The following is an 18630-nucleotide window of genomic DNA, read 5'->3' as shown; positions in this document are numbered from 1 at the left end:
GATGGGTGTGGAAATGGACAAGCAGCAGGAATTCGTGCTCCGTACGCTCGAAGAGCGCGACATCCGCTTCGTACGTCTGTGGTTCACCGACGTGCTCGGCTTCCTGAAGTCGGTCGCCGTGGCGCCTGCCGAGCTGGAGCAGGCCTTCGACGAGGGCATCGGCTTCGACGGCTCCGCGATCGAGGGCTTCGCCCGGGTCTACGAGTCGGACATGATCGCCAAGCCGGACCCGGGGACCTTCCAGATCCTGCCGTGGCGGGCGGAGGCGCCGGGCACCGCGCGGATGTTCTGCGACATCCTGATGCCGGACGGCTCGCCCTCCTTCGCGGACCCGCGCTACGTCCTCAAGCGGGCGCTCGCGAAGACCTCGGACCTGGGCTTCACCTTCTACACGCACCCCGAGATCGAGTTCTTCCTCCTCAAGGACAAGCCGCTCGACGGCACCCGTCCGACCCCGGCGGACAACTCGGGCTACTTCGACCACACCCCGCAGAACGTGGGCATGGACTTCCGCCGCCAGGCGATCACGATGCTCGAATCGATGGGCATCTCGGTGGAGTTCAGCCACCACGAGGGCGCCCCGGGCCAGCAGGAGATCGACCTCCGGTACGCGGACGCGCTCTCCACGGCCGACAACATCATGACCTTCCGCCTGGTCATGAAGCAGGTGGCGCTGGAGCAGGGCGTGCAGGCCACGTTCATGCCGAAGCCGTTCTCGGACTACCCGGGCTCGGGCATGCACACCCACCTGTCGCTGTTCGAGGGCGACCGGAACGCGTTCTACGAGTCGGGCTCCGAGTACCAGCTGTCGAAGGTGGGCCGCTCCTTCATCGCGGGCCTGCTCAAGCACGCGGGCGAGATCTCGGCCGTCACCAACCAGTGGGTCAACTCGTACAAGCGCATCTGGGGCGGCTCGTCCCGCACGGCCGGCTCGGGCGGCGAGGCCCCCTCGTACATCTGCTGGGGCCACAACAACCGCTCGGCGCTGATCCGCGTCCCCATGTACAAGCCGGGCAAGACGGGCTCCTCCCGCGTGGAGGTCCGCTCGATCGACTCGGGCGCCAACCCGTACCTGACGTACGCGGTCCTCCTCGCGGCGGGCCTCAAGGGCATCGAGGAGGGCTACGAACTCCCTGCCGGCGCCGACGACGACGTCTGGGCCCTCTCCGACGCGGAACGCCGCGCGATGGGCATCGAACCGCTCCCGCAGAACCTGGGAGAGGCGATCACCCTGATGGAGAAGAGCGAACTGGTGGCGGAGACGCTGGGGGAGCACGTCTTCGACTTCTTCCTCCGCAACAAGAAGCAGGAGTGGGAGGAGTACCGCAGCGAGGTCACGGCCTTCGAACTGCGGAAGAACCTGCCGGTGCTGTAGGGGTGAGGGGGGGCTAGCGTTCCGACAGTTCCGACGGGGCCTCCTGGACCACCCAGCCGTTGCCGTCCGGGTCCTCGAAGGTGAGGAAGGAGTTCCAGGTGCCGCCCTTGCCCTCCTCCCAGCCCGTCGCTCCTACGTGCCGGACCGGTGAGGGGTTCACGCCCCGGGCCACGAGTTCCTTGTGTGCCGCCTCGATGTCCGTGACGCAGAGCTGGAGGCCCTGGAGGGCGCCCGGCTCCATGTTCCTCGTGTCCGGCAGCTGCGGCATCCCGCTCATCATCGCGATCGAGCAGCGCGAGCCCGGTGGTGTCGCCTGGATGACGCGTGTGCCCGGCGCCACCTCGTCGTCCAGGTCGATCCTGAAGCCGCACTTCTCGCCGTAGAACTCCTTCGCCCGGTCCAGGTCGGTCACGGGGACCGGGACGACTTCCAGTGTCCAGTTCATGGGGTGTCTCTCCTCGTTCCGCGGGCCCGGACCTGACGGAGAACCGTCGTTCCTCGCGGCCCGTTCCGGTGTGCATCGTCCCGGGCGGGGCGCCGGACGCGGCCAATGGGCGCGGGAATGCTCCCCTGTTGTTCGGTCTGTTCCGTTTCGGGTTGGGAATTGATCGCCGTTGGCGGCTTCTTGGACACACAACGTCCTTATAGTGAGCCTTCTTTGATCACATGACCGCGACGCGTGCGACTGTCGCCACAGGATCCAGGACACATGACGCGCCCTTCCTCCGCAGAGCCCGCGCCCGCTCCGACTCCGACCTCCCCGCCCCCCGGGTGCCCGGCGCACGCCGGCCCGGCGGCCGTAGCGCTGAGCGGGCCCGAGTTCCAGACCGACCCCCACGCCGTCCACCGCGCCATGCGGCGCGACCACGGCCCCGTCGTCCCCGTGGAACTGCCCGGCCGAATCCCCGCCTGGCTGGTCATCGGCTACCGCGAGGTCCACCGTGTCACCAGCGACGCGGAGTTGTTCCCGCGCGACGTGAGCCTGTGGAACCAGTGGCCGAACATCCCCGACGACTGGCCGCTGCTCCCGATGGTCGGCCGGCCCCTGCCGTCCATCTACTTCACCGCCGGCGAGGAACACCGCCGGCACGTCCGGATGGTCGTCCCCGCCCTCGAAGGCGCCGACCCCTTCGAGACCCGCGGGCACTGCGAGGAGCTGGCCGACCGGCTGATCGACGCCGTGTGCGGCCGGGGCACCGCCGACCTCGTGGCCGACTTCTGCGAACCCCTCCCCGTCCTCGTCCTCGCCCGCCTCGTCGGCTTCCCCGACGACGAGGGCGCCGACATCGCCCGGGTGCTGAAGGACCTGGCCGACGGCGGCCCGGAGGCCCAGAGCGCCCATCTGCGGTTCGCCGGGCACATGGCGAAGCTGGTCGCCGCCAAGCACGCCGAGCCGGGGAACGACATCACCTCGCGCATGCTCGCCTTCCCCGAGGCGTTCACCGACGAGGAGTACATGCTCGACCTGATGGCCATCACGGCCGCCGGGCACCTCACCACCGCCGACTGGATCAGCAACTCCCTGCGCCTGATGCTCACCGAGTCCGAGTTCGGCGACTCGATGGCCCGCGGCCGGCGCAGTGTCGGCGAGGCCACGACCGAGGTGCTGTGGGAGGACACCCCCACCCAGATCCTCGCCGGACGCTGGGCCGTCCGGGACACCCGGCTCGGCGACCACCACATCAAGGCCGGGGACATGCTGCTCCTCGGGCTCGGCGCCGCCAACACCGACCCGCTGATCCGCCAGGGCGCCGTAGCGGTGGCCGCCGACGCCTCCGCCCGCAGCGGCGCCGGCGCCCACCTGGCGTTCAGCCACGGCGAGTACCGGTGCCCCTTCCCCGCCCAGGAGATCGCCGAGACGATCGTCCGTACCGGCATCGAGGTCCTTCTGGACCGGCTGCCCGACCTCGGACTCGCCGTCGCCGCCGAGGATCTCGTACGACGGCCCTCCGCCTTCCTGCGCGGCACCACCTCGCTTCCCGTCCGGTTCACCCCCGTCCGCACGTCAGGAGAGCCCTCGTGAACTGTCCCCACGCCTCCGCCGCCCAGGGCGGCGGGACCGTCGCCATCGACCCGATGGTCCAGGACCTGGACGGCGAGACGGCGCGGCTGCGCGATGCCGGACCGCTGGCCCGGATCGATCTCCTCGGGGTGCCCGCCTGGGCCGTCACCCGGCACGCCGACGCCCGGCGGCTCCTGGTCGACCCCCGTCTGGTGAAGGACCTCGACGCCTGGGGCCTGTGGCGCAGCGGCGAGGTGACGCACGCGTGGCCGCTGATCGGGATGATCGACGCCGGGCGGTCGATGTTCACCGTCGACGGCGCCGAGCACCGCCGGCTGCGCACCAAGACGTCCCAGGCGCTCACCCCGCGCCGTCTGGACGCGATACGTCCCGACATCGAGAAGTTCACCGGCGAACTCCTCGACGCGCTGGCGGACGGCGGCCGGGACGGGGCCGTCGTCGACCTCAAGTCCGTGTTCGCGCAGCCGCTGCCCATGCGGGTCGTGGGCATGCTGATGGGCGTCGACCCCGCCGCGAACGCCATGCTGACCCGCCAGTACAAGGCCTTCTTCTCGATGCTCACCCCGCAGGACGAGCGACTGGCGCTGCTGGCGGACCTGGACGTCTTCTACGCCGGTCTCGTACGCGAGAAGACCGCGCGGCCCACCGACGACCTGACCTCCGCGCTGATCCTCGCCGACGAGGGCGGCGAGCCGCTGACCGAGGAGGAGGTGATCGGCAACCTCAAGGCGATGGTCGCCGCCGGGCACGAGACCACGATCGGGCTCATCCTCAACGCCGTGCGCGCCCTGCTCGCCCACCCCGACCAGCTGCGGATGGTCCTGGACGGCGAGGTCTCCTGGGAGACCGTGATCGAGGAGACCCTCCGGTGGGACACCCCCACCACCCATCTGCTGATGCGTTTCGCCACCGAGGACATCGAGGTGGGCGACGGCGTCATCGCCGCGGGCGAGGGCGTGGTCATCTCCTACCGGGCGATCGGCCGCGACCCCGAGCAGCACGGCCCGGACGCCGACGCGTTCGACATCACCCGGCCGACCGCCGCCCGGCACATGACCTTCGGCCACGGCCCGCACATCTGCCCCGGCGCGGCCCTGTCCCGCGTCGAGGCGGGCATCGCCCTGCCCGCCCTCTTCGAGCGCTTCCCCCGTCTGCGGCTCGCGGTGCCGGACGCCGACCTGCGCAAGCTGCCGGTGATGACGCAGAACGACATGGAGGCCTTCCCCGTACTCCTGGACTCCTGATCGACACGACACCCCCCAGGGGGTAAGGGTGATCAGCGGGCCGCCGGCGTCCAGTGCAGCCGGCCGTCCAGGCCGATCGCCGCCACCCCGTCCGCCCCCGCGTCCGGCGCCCCCGCGAAGAGGAACTTCTCCAGCCTCCACGCCGGGCCGCCCGCCGCCGCCCTGCCGTGCGGAGCCGTCGCCAGGAAACCTGTCCTCGACCGGACCGCGAGCAGGCCGTCGCCGCCGCTCACCGGGCCGAAGCCGGCCACCCCGCCCGGCAGTTCGGTGACCGGGGAGACCGGGCCGGGGCCCGAGAAGTCGGCGCTCCGCAGGTCGCCTGAGGCCGGCTTGCGGAACCAGAGCCGTACCCCGTCGCCGTCCGGCGCCGCGCTCGCGCTCAGCGCGAGGGTCGTCGCCGGGAGGCCGGTCCGCACCGGTCCCACCAGCGGGCCGCCGGGGCTCTGCCCGGCCCAGGTGAGCACGGTGCGCGGGGTGCTCGCGAAGACATGGACCCGGCCGGTCCCGTCCGTCGCCGCGACCGGATCGCCGTACACGTCGGTGCCGCCGAGCGTCCGCCACGGCCCCCAGCCGCCGTCCGCCCACTGATCGCGCGCCGTGAGGCGGTGCCTGCTGTCCCGCAGGAGTACGGTCGCCCGGCCCTCGCCGTCCACGGTCACGGCGGGCGCGCTGATGTCGGAGGTGCCGCCCGCGTCGTTCCGCTCGGGGGTGCCGAGCGAGCGCCACGGGCCGAACGAGCCGCCGGGCGCCGACTGCGCGGTGGTCACCACCTCCCGGCGGTAGCCGGTGGGGCCGTCCCCGGTGAGCCCGGAGAGCGTCGTCCGGGTGCCGTAGACCGCGAGGCGCCCGTCGGGCAGCGCCACGGAGGTGACCCCGCTGTCCAGGCCGCCGCCGGGCAGCAGCACGGGGCCGCGCCACGCGCCGCCGCCGGCCGGCTGCCGCCAGGCCGCGAGGTGCCCGTCGAGCACGGAGAAGGCGCGCAGACCGCCGTCCCCGTCCCGCTGCACCCAGGAGGTGGAGGTGCCCCGGGCGTAGCGGACGGTCTGTGCCCAGCCCCGCCCGGCGGGCCGCGCCGCCACCTTCAGGTCGCCGCAGCCCGCGAGCGTCCCGCAGTCGTTGACCCCGTCGAGCCAGGCGTAGGTCTTGAGGGTCTTCAGCTTGGCGCCCGCGGTCTCGGGGTCGAGGGTGTGGGGCAGCGCGCTGGTGGGGTAGCCGAGGTAGTTCTGCACGCCGACGTGCGGGTGGCCGGGGACGCCCGCGTACCGGGCCAGCGCGGCCTGCGCGAACCGTGCGCCGTACAGGTGGTCCTGGTGGTCCCTGAGCTTCCCCGTCCTCGGGTACGTGCCCGGCGTGGGGTCCTGCATCCGGACGAAGGTCGGCCGGAAGCGGTCGAGCAGCCCGGTGACCGTGGCGACGACCTGGTCCTTCGTGTACGTGAAGTCGGCGTCGACAGGGCTGCCGGTGGAGCGCTGCGACTCGAGCGCGCCGATCCGGCCGTGCCACAGGCCGCTGAGGCTGTGCGGGCGGTCGTCGCTGATCGAACCGGCCTCGCGCAGCTGGAGCCAGACGAGGGTGACCTGCGGCTTCGCCCGCAGCGTGTCCATCTCGGCGTACGCGCCGCCGGCGGTGGGGAGCGCGGTCCGGTCCCAGGGGCTGGTCCGGCTGCCGGTCGCCATCTCGGCGTACGCGGCCCGGATGCCGTTCTGCCGGGCCTCGGCGTAACCGGCCTTGTCGGGCTCGGTCACGGCGGCGTCACGCGGGCGGGCGTTGACGCCGTCCGACTCGCCCGCGGTGAGGTAGACGGAGGTCAGGGGGGTGGCGGAGCGGAGCGACTGGGAGACGTCCGGGTTCATGAAGTACAGGTCGTCGTCGGGGTGCGCGACGATCTGGACGACGGAGGCCGGGGCCTTCGCCCTCGGGGCGGAGGCCGCCGCCGGGGGCCGTCCCGGCCTCCCGGCCCCGGCGGCCTTGGAGGCGTTCGAGGCCGCCGGGGCCGCCGCCCCCGAGCCCTTGCCCTCCGGCACCGCGTGCGCCGTCGGTGTCCTCGGCGCTCCCGTCACCGAGAGCAGCCCGGCGAAGGCGCCGCCCACGAGGACGGCCGTCACGGCCGTGGACAGGGTCCTTCGGCGGGACGGGAGGAGACGGCGACGGGGGCGGACGGGCATGTTCGGCGGCGCGCTTTCAACGGAGGGTCGGGCGGGGTTCCGGCCGGAGCCGGGCGGGTTCGGCAGGGGTCGGGCGGGTTCCGGCGGGAGCCGGGCAGGCGGAAGGGTCCGCCCCGAGCAAGACGGACTTTCAAGGAATACGGTTCATCCACCCCGAAAAGCGATCATTGTGCGAGACATCACGTGTGACCCGCTGCGAACCGCGGGCCCGCACACCCCCGTCCGCCGCTCCGGATAGGCTCGATCCACCCCGGCTCCACCACGGGGCGGACCTGCTCGGAAGGAGCGGCGGAATGACGGTGCCGGGACGCAGGAGCAGCACGTTCTCACGTCTGCTGCGGCACGGGTTCACCGACCCTTCCGGGGCCGAACGGCTGCTCGACGTGCCCGAGCTGGCCGAGCTGCGCGGTGACTCCGTCCTCCTCGACGCGCTCGGCGCCACCGCCGACCCCGACCTGGCCCTGCGCGGCCTGGTCCGGCTGGTCGAGGCGCAGCCGGACGCCGAGCGGCAGACCTTCACGAGCACCCTGCTGGCCGCCAAGCCGTTCCGGGACCGGCTCCTCGGGGTGCTCGGCGCCTCGGAGGCGCTCGGCGACCATCTGGCCAGGCACCCGCGCGACTGGGAGTCCCTGGTCACCTACGAGGCGGTCGACCTGCACCCGGGGGTCGCCGAGTTCGAGCGGGGGCTCGCGGAGGCCGTCGACGCGGTGTCCCTGCGGGTCGCCTACCGGCGCTGTCTCCTCGCCATAGCGGCCCGTGACGTGTGCGGCACCACCGATGTCGCCGAGGCCGCCGCCGAGCTGGCCGACCTGGCGACGGCGACCCTGCGCGCCGCCCTCGCCATCGCCCGTACGGCCGCACCCGCCGACGCCGCCCTGTGCCGGCTCTCGGTGATCGCGATGGGCAAATGCGGCGGCCACGAGCTGAACTACGTCTCCGACGTGGACGTGATCTTCGTGGCGGAGCCCACCGACGGCACGGAGGCAGCCGACGAGGGCAAGGCCCTCCAGGCCGCGACCCGGCTCGCCTCCCATCTGATGCGGATCTGCTCCGAGACCAACATCGAGGGCACCATCTGGCCGGTGGACGCCAATCTGCGCCCCGAGGGCCGCAACGGCCCCCTCGTCCGTACGCTCTCCTCCCACCTCGCGTACTACCAGCGCTGGGCGAAGACCTGGGAGTTCCAGGCCCTCCTGAAGGCGCGCGCGGTGGCCGGCGACCCGGAGCTGGGCGCCCAGTACATCGACGCCGTCTCCCCGCTCGTCTGGCAGGCCGCCGAGCGCGAGAACTTCGTCCCCGACGTGCAGAAGATGCGCCGCCGCGTCGTCGACAACATCCCGGCCGCCCAGGTCGACCGCGAACTCAAGCTCGGCCCCGGGGGCCTGCGGGACGTCGAGTTCGCCGTCCAGCTGCTCCAGCTGGTGCACGGCCGCAACGACGCCACCCTGCACAGCGGCACCACCCTCGACGCGCTCGCCGCCCTCGCCGCCGGGGGGTACGTCGGCCGGGCCGACGCCTCCCAGCTGGACGAGGCCTACCGCTTCCTGCGGGCGATGGAGCACCGCATCCAGCTGTACCGGCTGCGCCGCACCCATCTGGTCCCCGAGGACGAGGCCGATCTGCGCCGCCTCGGCCGCTCGCTCGGACTGCGCACCGACCCGGTCACCGAGCTGAACCGGACGTGGAAGCGGCACGCGGCCGTCGTCCGCCGGCTGCACGAGAAGATCTTCTACCGGCCGCTGCTCGACGCGGTCGCCCAGCTCGCCCCCGGCGAGATCCGGCTCAGCCCGAAGGCGGCCGGGCAGCGGCTCGAGGCGCTGGGGTACGCGGACCCCGCCGCCGCCCTGCGGCACCTGGAGGCGCTGGCCTCCGGGGTCAGCAGGAAGGCCGCGATCCAGCGGACGCTGCTGCCGGTGCTGCTCGGCTGGTTCGCGGACTCGGCCGACCCGGACGCCGGACTGCTCGGCTTCCGCAAGGTCTCCGACGCCCTCGGCAAGACCCCCTGGTACCTGCGGCTGCTCCGCGACGAGGGCGCCGCCGCCGAGAACCTGGCCCGGGTCCTGTCCGCCGGACGGCTCGCCCCCGACCTGCTGCTGCGCGCCCCCGAGGCGGTCGCGCTGCTCGGTGACCCGGAGGGCCTGAAACCGCGCGGCCGGGAGCACCTGGAGCAGGAGGTCCTGGCGGCGGTGGGCCGCGCGGACGACGCCGAGCAGGCCGTCGCGGCGGCCCGAGGGGTACGGCGCCGGGAGCTGTTCCGTACCACCGCGGCCGATCTCATCGGCTCGTACGGCACCGAGGACAGCCCCCGCGAACCCGACCCGGGCGCGCTGGTCGACCGGGTGGGGGAGGCCGTCACCGACCTCAACGCGGCGACGATCGCGGGCGCCCTGCGGGCCGCCGTGCGCGCCGAGTGGGGCGAGGAGCTGCCGACCCGGTTCGCGGTCATCGGGATGGGCCGCTTCGGCGGTCACGAGCTGGGATACGGCTCCGACGCCGACGTCCTGTTCGTGCACGAGCCGCGCGAGGGCGTCGACGAGCAGGAGGCGGCACGGGCCGCGAACCGGGTGGTCGCCGAGATGCGCCGGCTGCTCCAGCTGCCCACCGCCGACCCGCCGCTGCTGATCGACGCGGACCTCAGGCCGGAGGGCAAGAGCGGCCCCATGGTCCGCACCCTCAAGTCGTACGCGGCCTACTACCACCGCTGGTCGCTGGTCTGGGAGAGCCAGGCGCTGCTGCGCGCCGCACCCATGGCCGGCGACGCCGAGCTGGGGGCGCGGTTCATCGAACTCGTCGACCCGCTGCGGTACCCGGCCGAGGGCCTCGGCGAGGAGGCGATCCGCGAGATCCGCCGGCTCAAGGCCCGGATGGAGTCCGAGCGGCTGCCGCGCGGCGCCGACCCGACGCTCCACGCCAAGCTGGGGCGCGGCGGCCTGAGCGACGTCGAATGGACGGTCCAGCTGCTCCAGATGCGGCACGGCTGGGCGGAGCCGGGGCTGCGGACCACCCGTACCCGCGAGGCGCTCGCCGCCGCGCACGCGGCCGGTCTGATCCCGACGGAGGAGGCCCAGACCCTGGACGAGGCCTGGGTCCTGGCGACCCGCGTCCGCAACGCGGTGATGCTGGTCCGCGGCAGGGCCGGGGACACCTTCCCGTCCGGCCCGAGGGAACTCGCGGCGGTGGGACGGTACCTGGGGTACGAGACCGGGCACGTCGGCGAGATGGTCGACGACTACCGCCGGATCACCCGCCGGGCGAGGGCCGTCGTGGAGGAGTACTTCTACGGGGCGTAGGCCCCAGGCGGCGCCCCGGCCGGGCTCCGGCACCGCTCGGGACGGTCGCCGAGCGGGCCCCGGTCCGGCTCGCCGTCGGCGGCAGCCGGATCACCTGCCGGAGCTGACCGGCCGCTCCGCGTCGTCGGAGGGGGTCTTCCCGTCCTCGCGGTCCGTCCCCTCCTTCGGGGGCGGGCCGCTCCGCCGCGGCGTCGACGCCGCCGGCTCGACCAGCTTGGGCAGGCGGTGCGGGCGGGAGCCGTACCAGAAGTACGAGACGGCGAAGCCGAAGGCGAGGCAGAGCATGCCGCCGACCGCGTCCAGCCAGAAGTGGTTGGCGGTGGAGACGATCACGACGAGCGTCATCGCGGGGTAGAGCAGGCCGAGGATCTTCGCCCAGGGCGCCTTGGCCAGGAGGAAGATCGTCACACCGCACCAGAGCGACCAGCCGATGTGCATCGACGGCATCGCCGCGTACTGGTTGGAGACGTGCTTGAGGTTGCCCGAGGCCATCGAGCCCCAGGTCTGGTGGACCAGGACCGTGTCGACGAAGTCCACGCCGTTCATCAGCCGCGGCGGCGCGAGCGGGAACAGGTAGTAACCGACCAGCGCCACACCGGTGGTGGCGAACAGCACGGTACGGAACGCCGCGTAACGGCCCGGGTGCCATCGGTACAGCCATACGAGCACACCGATGGTCACGACGAAGTGCAGCGTCGCGTAGTAGTAGTTCATCGACACGATCAGCCAGGTCACCGAGTTCACGGCGTGGTTGACGGCGTGCTCGAAGGCGAGGCCGAGGGACGACTCGATCTTCCAGATCCAGTCGGCGTTCTTCAGCGCCGCGGCCTTCTGCTCCGGCACCGCGTTGCGGGTGAGGGAGTACAGCCAGTAGCTGATGCCGATGAGGGCGACCTCGAACCAGATCGTGGGTCGCCGGGGTGTGCGCGCACGCAGGCGCGCGAACCTGCCGCCGTCCACGATGGGTGACGACGGGGTCGTCCGGTCGTCCAAACTCTTCACGGTCGTTTCACCCATAGGGAGAGAGTCTGCCAGATCCCCGCCCCCCGACCGATCATCCCTCGGACGGGTTCGGGGCGCACCCGGTCCACCTCAAGAAGGAGACCGCGAGGACGAAGGAGCGGACGCGGTCGACCCGCGAACGACCAGCTCAGGCATGAAGACGAACTCCGAATGCGGGGCCGGGGTGCCCCCGACCTCTTCCAGGAGCGCCCGGACCGCGGCCTGTCCCATCGCCTGCACGGGCTGCCGGATGGTGGTCAGCGGCGGATCGGTGAACGCTATGAGCGGGGAGTCGTCGAAACCGACGACGGAGACGTCCCTGGGCACGTCGAGACCCTGCTGCCGGGCGGCCCTGATCGCGCCGAGCGCCATCATGTCGCTCGCGCAGACGACCGCCGTGCAGCCCCGGGAGATCAGCGCCCCGGCCGCCGCCTGGCCGCCCTCCAGGGTGTAGAGGGAGTGCTGGATCAGCGCCTCGGACTCCTCGGGGGCGAGGCCGAGCCGCTCCGCCATGCCCTGCTGGAAGCCCTCTATCTTGCGGAGCACCGGCACGAACCGCTTCGGGCCGACGGCGAGGCCGATCCGGGTGTGGCCGAGCGACGCCAGATGCGTCACCGCCAGCCGCATCGCGGCCCGGTCGTCGGGGGAGACGAACGGCGCCTGCACCTTGGGGGAGAAGCCGTTGAGGAGGACGTACGGGACGCCCTTGCCGCGCAGCTGGTCGTAGCGCGTCATGTCGGCGGTGGTGTCGGCGTGCAGCCCCGAGACGAAGATGATGCCGGCGACGCCGCGCTCCACCAGCATGTCGGTCAGCTCGTCCTCGGTGGACCCGCCGGGGGTCTGGGTGGCGAGCACCGGTGTGTAGCCCTGCCGGGTGAGGGCCTGCCCGATGACCTGCGCGAGCGCGGGGAAGATCGGGTTGTCGAGTTCGGGGGTGATGAGGCCGACGAGTCCCGCGCTGCGCTGGCGCAGTCGTACGGGCCGCTCGTAGCCGAGCACGTCGAGCGCGGCGAGAACGGACTCACGGGTGGCCGTTGCCACACCGGGCTTGCCGTTGAGCACGCGGCTGACTGTGGCCTCACTGACCCCCGCCTGGGCTGCGATGTCGGAGAGCCGCGCGGTCATGAGGATGGACTGTACCGGTCACAGCGCGTATTGCCCACCGGACGGGTGATGCAAGCCACCCCGCAAGGTCTTGCAGGTCTTGCGGGGGCGCGCGGTCGGCACCGGGGGCGTGCGCGCGGGGCCGTGCGGCGCCCGGGGGGCGAGTGTCAGCTGCTGTCAAGCGACCCGACGGCAACCTTAGGGACACGCGGATGTAACGATCGCCGGTCCTTGCAGAAAGTTCCCGCAAGGTCTTTCGGCGAGTTTTCATCCCTGTTACGTTCCTGGCAACCCGGAGCGCCGCGAGGGAGCGGTCGCATGAGGAAGGTTCCAGCCCCTCGTCCCCCCGGGATCAGTTGAAGGAGTTCACATGCGGCGTGGCATAGCGGCCACCGCTCTGGTCGCGGCCCTGGGCGTGACCCTGGCGGCGTGCGGTAGTGACGGCGGTTCGGACGGCGGCGGCTCCAAGAGCTCGGGCGAGCTCTCCGGCACCGTCACCTGGTGGGACACCTCGACGGTCGGCTCCGAGGACAAGGTCTTCAAGAAGGTCGCCGAGGACTTCAAGAAGAAGTACCCCAAGGTCACCGTCAAGTACGTGAACGTGCCGTTCGGTGAGGCGCAGAACAAGTTCAAGAACGCCGCGCAGTCCGGCTCCGGCGCCCCCGACGTCATCCGCTCCGAGGTCGCCTGGACCCCCGAGTTCGCGGACCTCGGCTACCTCGCCCCGCTGGACGGCACCCCGGCCCTCAAGGACCAGGGCGACTTCCTGGAGCAGGCCGCCGCCTCCACCAAGTACAACGGCAAGACCTACGCCGTCCCGCAGGTCATCGACTCCATGGGCATCTTCTACAACAAGAAGATCCTCAAGGACGCCGGCGTCGAGGTGCCCAAGAGCATCGACGAGCTGAAGGCCGCCTCCGCCACGATCAAGCAGAAGACCGGCAAGACCGGCATGTACCTGCGCGGCGACGACCCGTACTGGTTCCTCTCCTTCCTGTACGGCGAGGGCGGCGACCTCGTCGACGCCGACCAGAAGAAGATCACCATCGACGGCCCGGCCGGCGTGAAGGCGCTCAAGACCGTCAAGGACCTCGTCGACTCGAAGACCGCGATCACCGACGCGACCAACGGCTGGGACAACATGCAGGCGTCCTTCAAGGACGGCAAGGTCGCCATGATGATCAACGGCCCCTGGGCCGTCTCCGACACCCTCGCCGGCAAGGAGTTCGCCGACAAGGCCAACCTGGGCATCGCCCCGGTCCCGGCCGGTTCGGCCGGCCAGGGCGCCCCGCAGGGCGGTCACAACCTCGCCGTCTACGCGGGCTCCAAGAACCTCGCCGCCTCCTACGCCTTCGCCGAGTACATGACCTCGGCCGAGACCCAGGCGACGGTCGCGAAGGAGCTGAGCCTCCTCCCGACCCGTCAGTCCGTCTACATCAAGCCGGACGTCGCGACCAACGAGATGATCACCTTCTTCAAGCCGGTCGTCGACAAGGCCGTCCAGCGCCCCTGGATCCCCGAGGGCGGCAGCCTCTTCGAGCCGGTCAAGGTCGAGTACACCAAGGTGCTCACCGGCCAGACCACCCCGGAGGCCGGCGCCAAGGCGATCGGTGACTCCTACCGCAAGCTCCTGAAGGACTGGAAGTAAGAAAGAAGGCAGGCCGGCTCATGGCTGTGGACACTCCCAGCCAGTCGGTGGCGAAGGCCGCGGGTGACGCTGTCACCCGCGGCCGGCGCCGCGGTACTGGTGACAACGGCGGCGCGGTGCGCCGTTCCCTCTCCACCCACTGGTACGCCTGGGCCATGGTGGCCCCGGTCGTCGTCGTCATCGGCGTGATCATCGGCTACCCGCTGGTCCGTGGCGTCTACCTGTCGTTCACCGACGCCAACGAGCGCAACGTCGCCCGCAGCATCGGCGTCAACCAGATCCCGGCCACCTACGAGTTCGTCGGCCTGGACAACTACGTCGACGCGGTCAGCGGCAGCCAGTTCCTCGCCACCCTCGGCTGGACGGTCGTCTGGACCGTCTCCTGCGTGGCCGTCACCTTCGCCCTGGGACTGGCCCTCGCCAACGTCCTCAACCGCCGGATCGCCGGCCGCTCCGTCTACCGGATGCTGCTGATCCTGCCCTGGGCCGTGCCCGGCTTCGTCTCCGTCTTCGCCTGGCGCTTCCTCTACGACGAGCGCCGCGGCATGCTCAACCAGATCCTCTCGGGCGTCGGCATGGACGGCATCCCGTGGCTGAACGACCCCACCTGGGCCAAGTTCTCGGTCATCGCCGTCAACGTCTGGCTCGGCATCCCCTTCATGATGGTCGCCCTCCTCGGCGGACTCCAGTCCATCCCGAGCGAGATGTACGAGGCGGCCGAGATGGACGGCGCCAACGCCTGGCAGCGCTTCCGGCACATCACGATGCCCGGACTGCGCTCGGTGTCGACGACGGTGATCCTGCTCTCGACCATCTGGACCTTCAACATGTTCCCGGTGATCTTCCTGCTCACCCGGGGCGGACCCGGCGAGGCCACCCAGATCCTCGTCACCCAGGCGTACAAGTTCTCCTTCGAGATCAGCCCGCGCGACTTCGCCCAGTCGTCCACGTGGGGCGTCCTCATCCTGATCCTCCTGATGGTCTTCGCCGCGTTCTACCGGCGCGTCCTCCGCAAGCAGGGAGAAGTCTGGTGACCACCACGACGCCCACCCCCCGGACCGTGAACACCCGCACCGCGAACGCCCCGCGCGTGAACACCCCGATCCGCAACCGCCGCTCGCCGCTCGCCTCGGTGGGGCTGCACGCCACCCTGATCACGGCGTCCGTGATCGCCGTCTTCCCGGTGCTCTGGGTCCTGCTGACCTCGCTCAAGCCGGCGAAGTACGCGAGCACCACGGACTTCGTCAAGGAGACGACGCTCGAGAACTACACGAACCTGCTGAAGGACACCCCGTTCCTCACCTGGTTCGGCAACTCGCTCCTCGTCGCCGGCCTCACCACCGTCATCGGCGTCTTCATCGCCGCCACCACCGGCTACGCCGTCAGCCGCTTCCGGTTCCCCGGCAAGCGCGGCCTGATGTGGACGCTGCTCATCACCCAGATGTTCCCGGTCGCCGTCCTCATCGTGCCGATCTACAACATCATGGCGACGATGGGCCTGCTCAACCAGCCGCTCGGCCTGGTCATCACCTATCTGACCATCGCCGTCCCGTTCTGCGCCTGGATGATGAAGGGCTTCTTCGACACCATCCCGCGCGAGATCGACGAGTCCGGCTACGTCGACGGCCTGACCCCCTTCGGCACCTTCTGGCGGCTCATCCTGCCGCTCGCCAAGCCGGGCATCGCGGTGACCGCCTTCTACTCCTTCATCACCGCCTGGGGCGAGGTCGCCTACGCCTCCGCCTTCATGGTCGGCGACGAGAACCTCACGCTGGCCGGCGGACTGCAGAAGTTCGTCAACCAGTACGGCGCCCAGTGGGGCCCGATGTCCGCGGCCTCCGTGCTCATCGCCATCCCCGCCGCCCTGGTGTTCCTCTTCGCCCAGCGGCACCTGGTCACCGGCATGTCCGCCGGTGCCGTCAAGGGCTGAGCCCGAACACCGTCCCCGTACGCCCCTCCTTACCTCCCAGGGAAGACATGACCCAGCATCTCGCCACCCCGGCCGACGCCCCGACCACCGGCACGCACACGGGCTGGTGGAGAGACGCCGTGATCTACCAGGTCTACCCGCGCAGCTTCGCCGACGGCAACGGCGACGGCATGGGTGACCTGGAGGGTGTCCGCAGCCGGCTGCCGTACCTCAAGGACCTGGGCGTCGACGCCGTCTGGCTCTCCCCGTTCTACGCCTCCCCGCAGGCCGACGCCGGATACGACGTCGCCGACTACCGGGCCATCGACCCCATGTTCGGCTCGCTGCTCGACGCCGACGCCGTGATCCGCGAGGCCCACGACCTGGGCCTGCGCATCATCGTCGACCTGGTCCCCAACCACTCCTCCGACCAGCACGAGTGGTTCCAGCGCGCCCTGCGCGAGGGCCCCGGGTCGCCGCTGCGCGAGCGCTACCACTTCCGCCCCGGCCAGGGCGTCGACGGTGAACTGCCCCCGAACGACTGGGAGTCCATCTTCGGCGGCCCCGCCTGGACCCGTACGGAGAACCCGGACGGCACCCCCGGCGACTGGTACCTCCACCTCTTCGCCCCGGAGCAGCCCGACTTCAACTGGGAACACCCCGCCGTCCGCGACGAGTTCCGCTCCATCCTGCGCTTCTGGCTCGACATGGGCGTCGACGGCTTCCGCGTCGACGTCGCCCACGGCCTGGTCAAGGCCGAGGGCCTGCCCGACCTCGGTGCCCACGACCAGCTGAAGCTGCTCGGCAACGACGTCATGCCCTTCTTCGACCAGGACGGCGTCCACGAGATCTACCGCACCTGGCGCGAGGTCCTCGCCGAGTACGGCGGTGAGCGCATCCTCGTCGCCGAGGCCTGGACCCCCACCGTCGAGCGCACCGCGCACTACGTCCGCGCCGACGAGATGCACCAGGCCTTCAACTTCCAGTACCTGGGCACCCACTGGGACGCCGCCGAGCTGCGCCGTGTCATCGACGACTCGCTCGACGCGATGCGCCCGGTCGGCGCCCCCGCCACCTGGGTCCTCTCCAACCACGATGTCACCCGGCACGCCACCCGCTTCGCCAACCCGGCGGGCCTCGGCACCCAGCTCCGCGAGGCCGGCGACCGCGCGCTCGGCCTGCGCCGGGCCCGCGCCGCGACCCTGCTGATGCTGGCGCTGCCCGGCTCCGCGTACGTCTACCAGGGCGAGGAGCTCGGCCTGCCGGACGTCACCGACCTGCCCGACGAGGTCCGCCAGGACCCGTCGTTCTGGCGGGCCAGCGGCCAGGACGGCTTCCGCGACGGCTGCCGGGTGCCGATCCCGTGGACCGTCGAGGGCTCCTCGTACGGCTTCGGCGACGGCGGCTCCTGGCTGCCGCAGCCCACCACCTGGGGCGCCCTCAGCGTCGAGGCGCAGACCGGCGACCCCGGCTCCACCCTGGAGCTGTACCGCAGCGCGCTCGCCGTGCGCCGCGAGCGCCCCGAACTCGGTGCGGGCGAGGCCGTCGAGTGGCTGGAGGCACCCGAGGGTGTGCTCTCCTTCCGCCGCGACGGCTTCGTCTGCACCGCCAACACCACCGGCCGGGCCATCTCCGTCCCGCTGCCCGGCCGGTACCTCCTCTCCAACGAGGACGTCCGGATCGCCGACGATGCCGCAGAGGTGCCGGCGGACACCACCGTCTGGTGGGCGGTGTGACGATCCCCCTGCCGCGGGGCGCCGGGAACGGCGCCCCGCGGCTCGCGGACATCGCGGCCCAGTCCGGGGTCAGCGAGGCCACCGTCAGCCGGGTCCTCAACGGCAAGGCGGGGGTGGCCGGCGCGACCCGCCACAAGGTGCTGGCCGCGCTGGACGTGCTGGGCTACGAACGTCCCGTACGCCTCAAGCGGCGCAGCGCGGGCCTCGTCGGGCTCGTCGTGCCCGAGCTGACCAACCCGATCTTCCCGGCCTTCGCGCAGGTCGTCGAACAGGTCCTCGCCGGGCACGGCTACACCCCGGTGCTCTGCACCCAGATGCCCGGCGGCGCCACCGAGGACGAGCTGGTCGAGCAGCTCGTGGAGCGCGGGGTGGCCGGCATCGTCTTCCTCTCCGGGCTCCACGCGGACGCCACCGCCGACCCGGCGCGCTACGCCCGGCTGGCGGCCAGGGGCGTCCCGTACGTCCTCATCAACGGCTACAACGAGCACATCGACGCCAACTTCGTCTCCCCGGACGACCGGGCGGCGGCCAGGATGGCCGTACGGCACCTGGTCGAGCTGGGCCACGAGCGCATCGGGCTCGCGATCGGCCCCACCCGGTACGTGCCCTCGCGCCGCAAGGCCGAGGGCTTCACCGCCGAGCTGTACGAGCTGCTCGGCGTCGACCGCGCGGACGCGGAACGGTTCATCAGGCCCACGCTCTTCGGCGTCGAGGGCGGCCACGCCGCCGCCGAGATCCTGCTCCGCGAAGGGTGTACGGGCATCGTCTGCGGCTCCGACCTGATGGCGCTCGGGGTGGTCAGGGCGGTCCGCGCCCGCGGCCTCGACGTGCCCGGGGACGTCTCCGTCGTCGGCTTCGACGACTCGCCGCTGATCGCCTTCACCAGCCCGCCGCTGTCCACCGTGCGCCAGCCCGTGCAGGCCATGGCGACGGCGGCCGTCGGCGCGCTCCTGGAGGAGATCGAGGGGAACCCCGTGCAGCGCACGGAGTTCGTCTTCCAGCCCGAGCTGGTGGTCCGCGGCTCGACGGCGCAGCCGCCCGCGCGCTCCGCCGCCGGGACTCCGCAAGTCCTTTCGTAACAACTTGCGTTGAGGTGTCCGGAGGGTTGACCGGGCACCGGGGCACTCGTACGGT

13 protein-coding genes are annotated in these 18630 nt (G+C 71.7%); 9 read left to right on the top strand and 4 right to left on the bottom strand.

Features of this window, described 5'->3' with window-relative positions:
* Positions 1-13: 13 nt before the first annotated feature.
* Complete coding sequence (locus V4Y03_RS08960; RefSeq protein WP_317877903.1) at positions 14-1375, top strand: glutamine synthetase family protein; 1362 nt, start codon at positions 14-16, stop codon at positions 1373-1375.
* 13 nt (positions 1376-1388) lie between these two features.
* On the opposite strand, the gene V4Y03_RS08955 is transcribed toward V4Y03_RS08960, so the two are convergent.
* Entirely contained in the window at positions 1389-1820 is a 432-nt protein-coding gene (locus V4Y03_RS08955; RefSeq protein WP_317877904.1) for a VOC family protein, read from the bottom strand.
* A 264-nt stretch (positions 1821-2084) separates the two neighbouring features.
* Between V4Y03_RS08955 and V4Y03_RS08950 the strand changes: the two genes are divergently transcribed.
* Positions 2085-3398 carry a cytochrome P450 gene (locus V4Y03_RS08950; RefSeq protein ID WP_332434570.1) on the top strand — a complete coding sequence of 438 codons (1314 nt, stop codon included), beginning with the start codon at positions 2085-2087 and terminating at the stop codon, positions 3396-3398.
* The gene (locus V4Y03_RS08945; RefSeq protein ID WP_317877906.1) at positions 3395-4642 is read left to right on the top strand and encodes a cytochrome P450 family protein; all 1248 of its coding nucleotides are present in this window, start codon (positions 3395-3397) and stop codon (positions 4640-4642) included. Before V4Y03_RS08950 ends, V4Y03_RS08945 begins: the two co-directional genes overlap by 4 nt.
* A 32-nt stretch (positions 4643-4674) precedes the next feature.
* Here the strand turns inward: V4Y03_RS08945 and V4Y03_RS08940 are convergent, their stop codons facing one another.
* Positions 4675-6747 (bottom strand): PIG-L family deacetylase, encoded by a 2073-nt coding sequence (locus V4Y03_RS08940; protein ID WP_332434569.1) that lies wholly within the window; start codon positions 6745-6747, stop codon positions 4675-4677.
* 353 nt (positions 6748-7100) lie between these two features.
* Between V4Y03_RS08940 and V4Y03_RS08935 the strand changes: the two genes are divergently transcribed.
* Complete coding sequence (locus V4Y03_RS08935) at positions 7101-10097, top strand: bifunctional [glutamine synthetase] adenylyltransferase/[glutamine synthetase]-adenylyl-L-tyrosine phosphorylase (protein WP_332434568.1); 2997 nt, start codon at positions 7101-7103, stop codon at positions 10095-10097.
* A gap of 90 nt (positions 10098-10187) precedes the next feature.
* Here V4Y03_RS08935 and V4Y03_RS08930 read toward each other — a convergent pair whose 3' ends face one another.
* Together V4Y03_RS08930 and V4Y03_RS08925 are read right to left on the bottom strand one after the other, a co-directional pair.
* Complete coding sequence (locus V4Y03_RS08930; protein WP_317874296.1) at positions 10188-11114, bottom strand: phosphatase PAP2 family protein; 927 nt, start codon at positions 11112-11114, stop codon at positions 10188-10190.
* A gap of 75 nt (positions 11115-11189) precedes the next feature.
* The gene (locus tag V4Y03_RS08925; RefSeq protein WP_317874297.1) at positions 11190-12224 is read right to left on the bottom strand and encodes a LacI family DNA-binding transcriptional regulator; all 1035 of its coding nucleotides are present in this window, start codon (positions 12222-12224) and stop codon (positions 11190-11192) included.
* Positions 12225-12573: 349 nt separating this feature from the next.
* Here V4Y03_RS08925 and V4Y03_RS08920 point away from each other — a divergent pair, with 349 nt between their 5' ends.
* Genes V4Y03_RS08920 through V4Y03_RS08900 form a run of 5 tightly spaced genes read left to right on the top strand, consistent with a single transcriptional unit; the run spans position 12574 to position 18575 of the window.
* Positions 12574-13851, top strand: a complete 1278-nt coding sequence (locus V4Y03_RS08920) for an extracellular solute-binding protein (RefSeq protein ID WP_332434567.1) — start codon at positions 12574-12576, stop codon at positions 13849-13851.
* Positions 13852-13871: 20 nt separating this feature from the next.
* A complete protein-coding gene (locus tag V4Y03_RS08915; protein WP_317874299.1) occupies positions 13872-14885 on the top strand; it encodes a carbohydrate ABC transporter permease in 1014 nt (337 codons plus the stop codon).
* 26 nt (positions 14886-14911) lie between these two features.
* The gene (locus tag V4Y03_RS08910; protein WP_317874310.1) at positions 14912-15781 is read left to right on the top strand and encodes a sugar ABC transporter permease; all 870 of its coding nucleotides are present in this window, start codon (positions 14912-14914) and stop codon (positions 15779-15781) included.
* 47 nt (positions 15782-15828) lie between these two features.
* Positions 15829-17496, top strand: a complete 1668-nt coding sequence (locus tag V4Y03_RS08905) for a glycoside hydrolase family 13 protein (RefSeq protein WP_332434566.1) — start codon at positions 15829-15831, stop codon at positions 17494-17496.
* Positions 17484-18575 carry a LacI family DNA-binding transcriptional regulator gene (locus V4Y03_RS08900; protein WP_317874301.1) on the top strand — a complete coding sequence of 364 codons (1092 nt, stop codon included), beginning with the start codon at positions 17484-17486 and terminating at the stop codon, positions 18573-18575. The genes V4Y03_RS08905 and V4Y03_RS08900 overlap by 13 nt, the downstream gene beginning before the upstream one ends.
* Positions 18576-18630 lie beyond the last annotated feature (55 nt).

The organism is Streptomyces sp. P9-A4 (assembly GCF_036634195.1).
Lineage (GTDB): Bacteria > Actinomycetota > Actinomycetes > Streptomycetales > Streptomycetaceae > Streptomyces.
This window is presented reverse-complemented; position numbering and strand designations above follow the sequence as displayed.

Excerpts from the sequence above, each read along its gene's own strand:
- V4Y03_RS08935 (WP_332434568.1), top strand. The coding sequence starts at position 7,101 with ATGACGGTGCCGGGACGCAGGAGCAGCACGTTCTCACGTCTGCTGCGG.
- V4Y03_RS08960 (WP_317877903.1), top strand. The coding sequence starts at position 14 with ATGGACAAGCAGCAGGAATTCGTGCTCCGTACGCTCGAAGAGCGCGAC.
- V4Y03_RS08930 (WP_317874296.1), bottom strand. The coding sequence starts at position 11,114 with ATGGGTGAAACGACCGTGAAGAGTTTGGACGACCGGACGACCCCGTCG.
- V4Y03_RS08915 (WP_317874299.1), top strand. The coding sequence starts at position 13,872 with ATGGCTGTGGACACTCCCAGCCAGTCGGTGGCGAAGGCCGCGGGTGAC.
- V4Y03_RS08955 (WP_317877904.1), bottom strand. The coding sequence starts at position 1,820 with ATGAACTGGACACTGGAAGTCGTCCCGGTCCCCGTGACCGACCTGGAC.
- V4Y03_RS08905 (WP_332434566.1), top strand. The coding sequence starts at position 15,829 with ATGACCCAGCATCTCGCCACCCCGGCCGACGCCCCGACCACCGGCACG.
- V4Y03_RS08950 (WP_332434570.1), top strand. The coding sequence starts at position 2,085 with ATGACGCGCCCTTCCTCCGCAGAGCCCGCGCCCGCTCCGACTCCGACC.
- V4Y03_RS08920 (WP_332434567.1), top strand. The coding sequence starts at position 12,574 with ATGCGGCGTGGCATAGCGGCCACCGCTCTGGTCGCGGCCCTGGGCGTG.
- V4Y03_RS08925 (WP_317874297.1), bottom strand. The coding sequence starts at position 12,224 with ATGACCGCGCGGCTCTCCGACATCGCAGCCCAGGCGGGGGTCAGTGAG.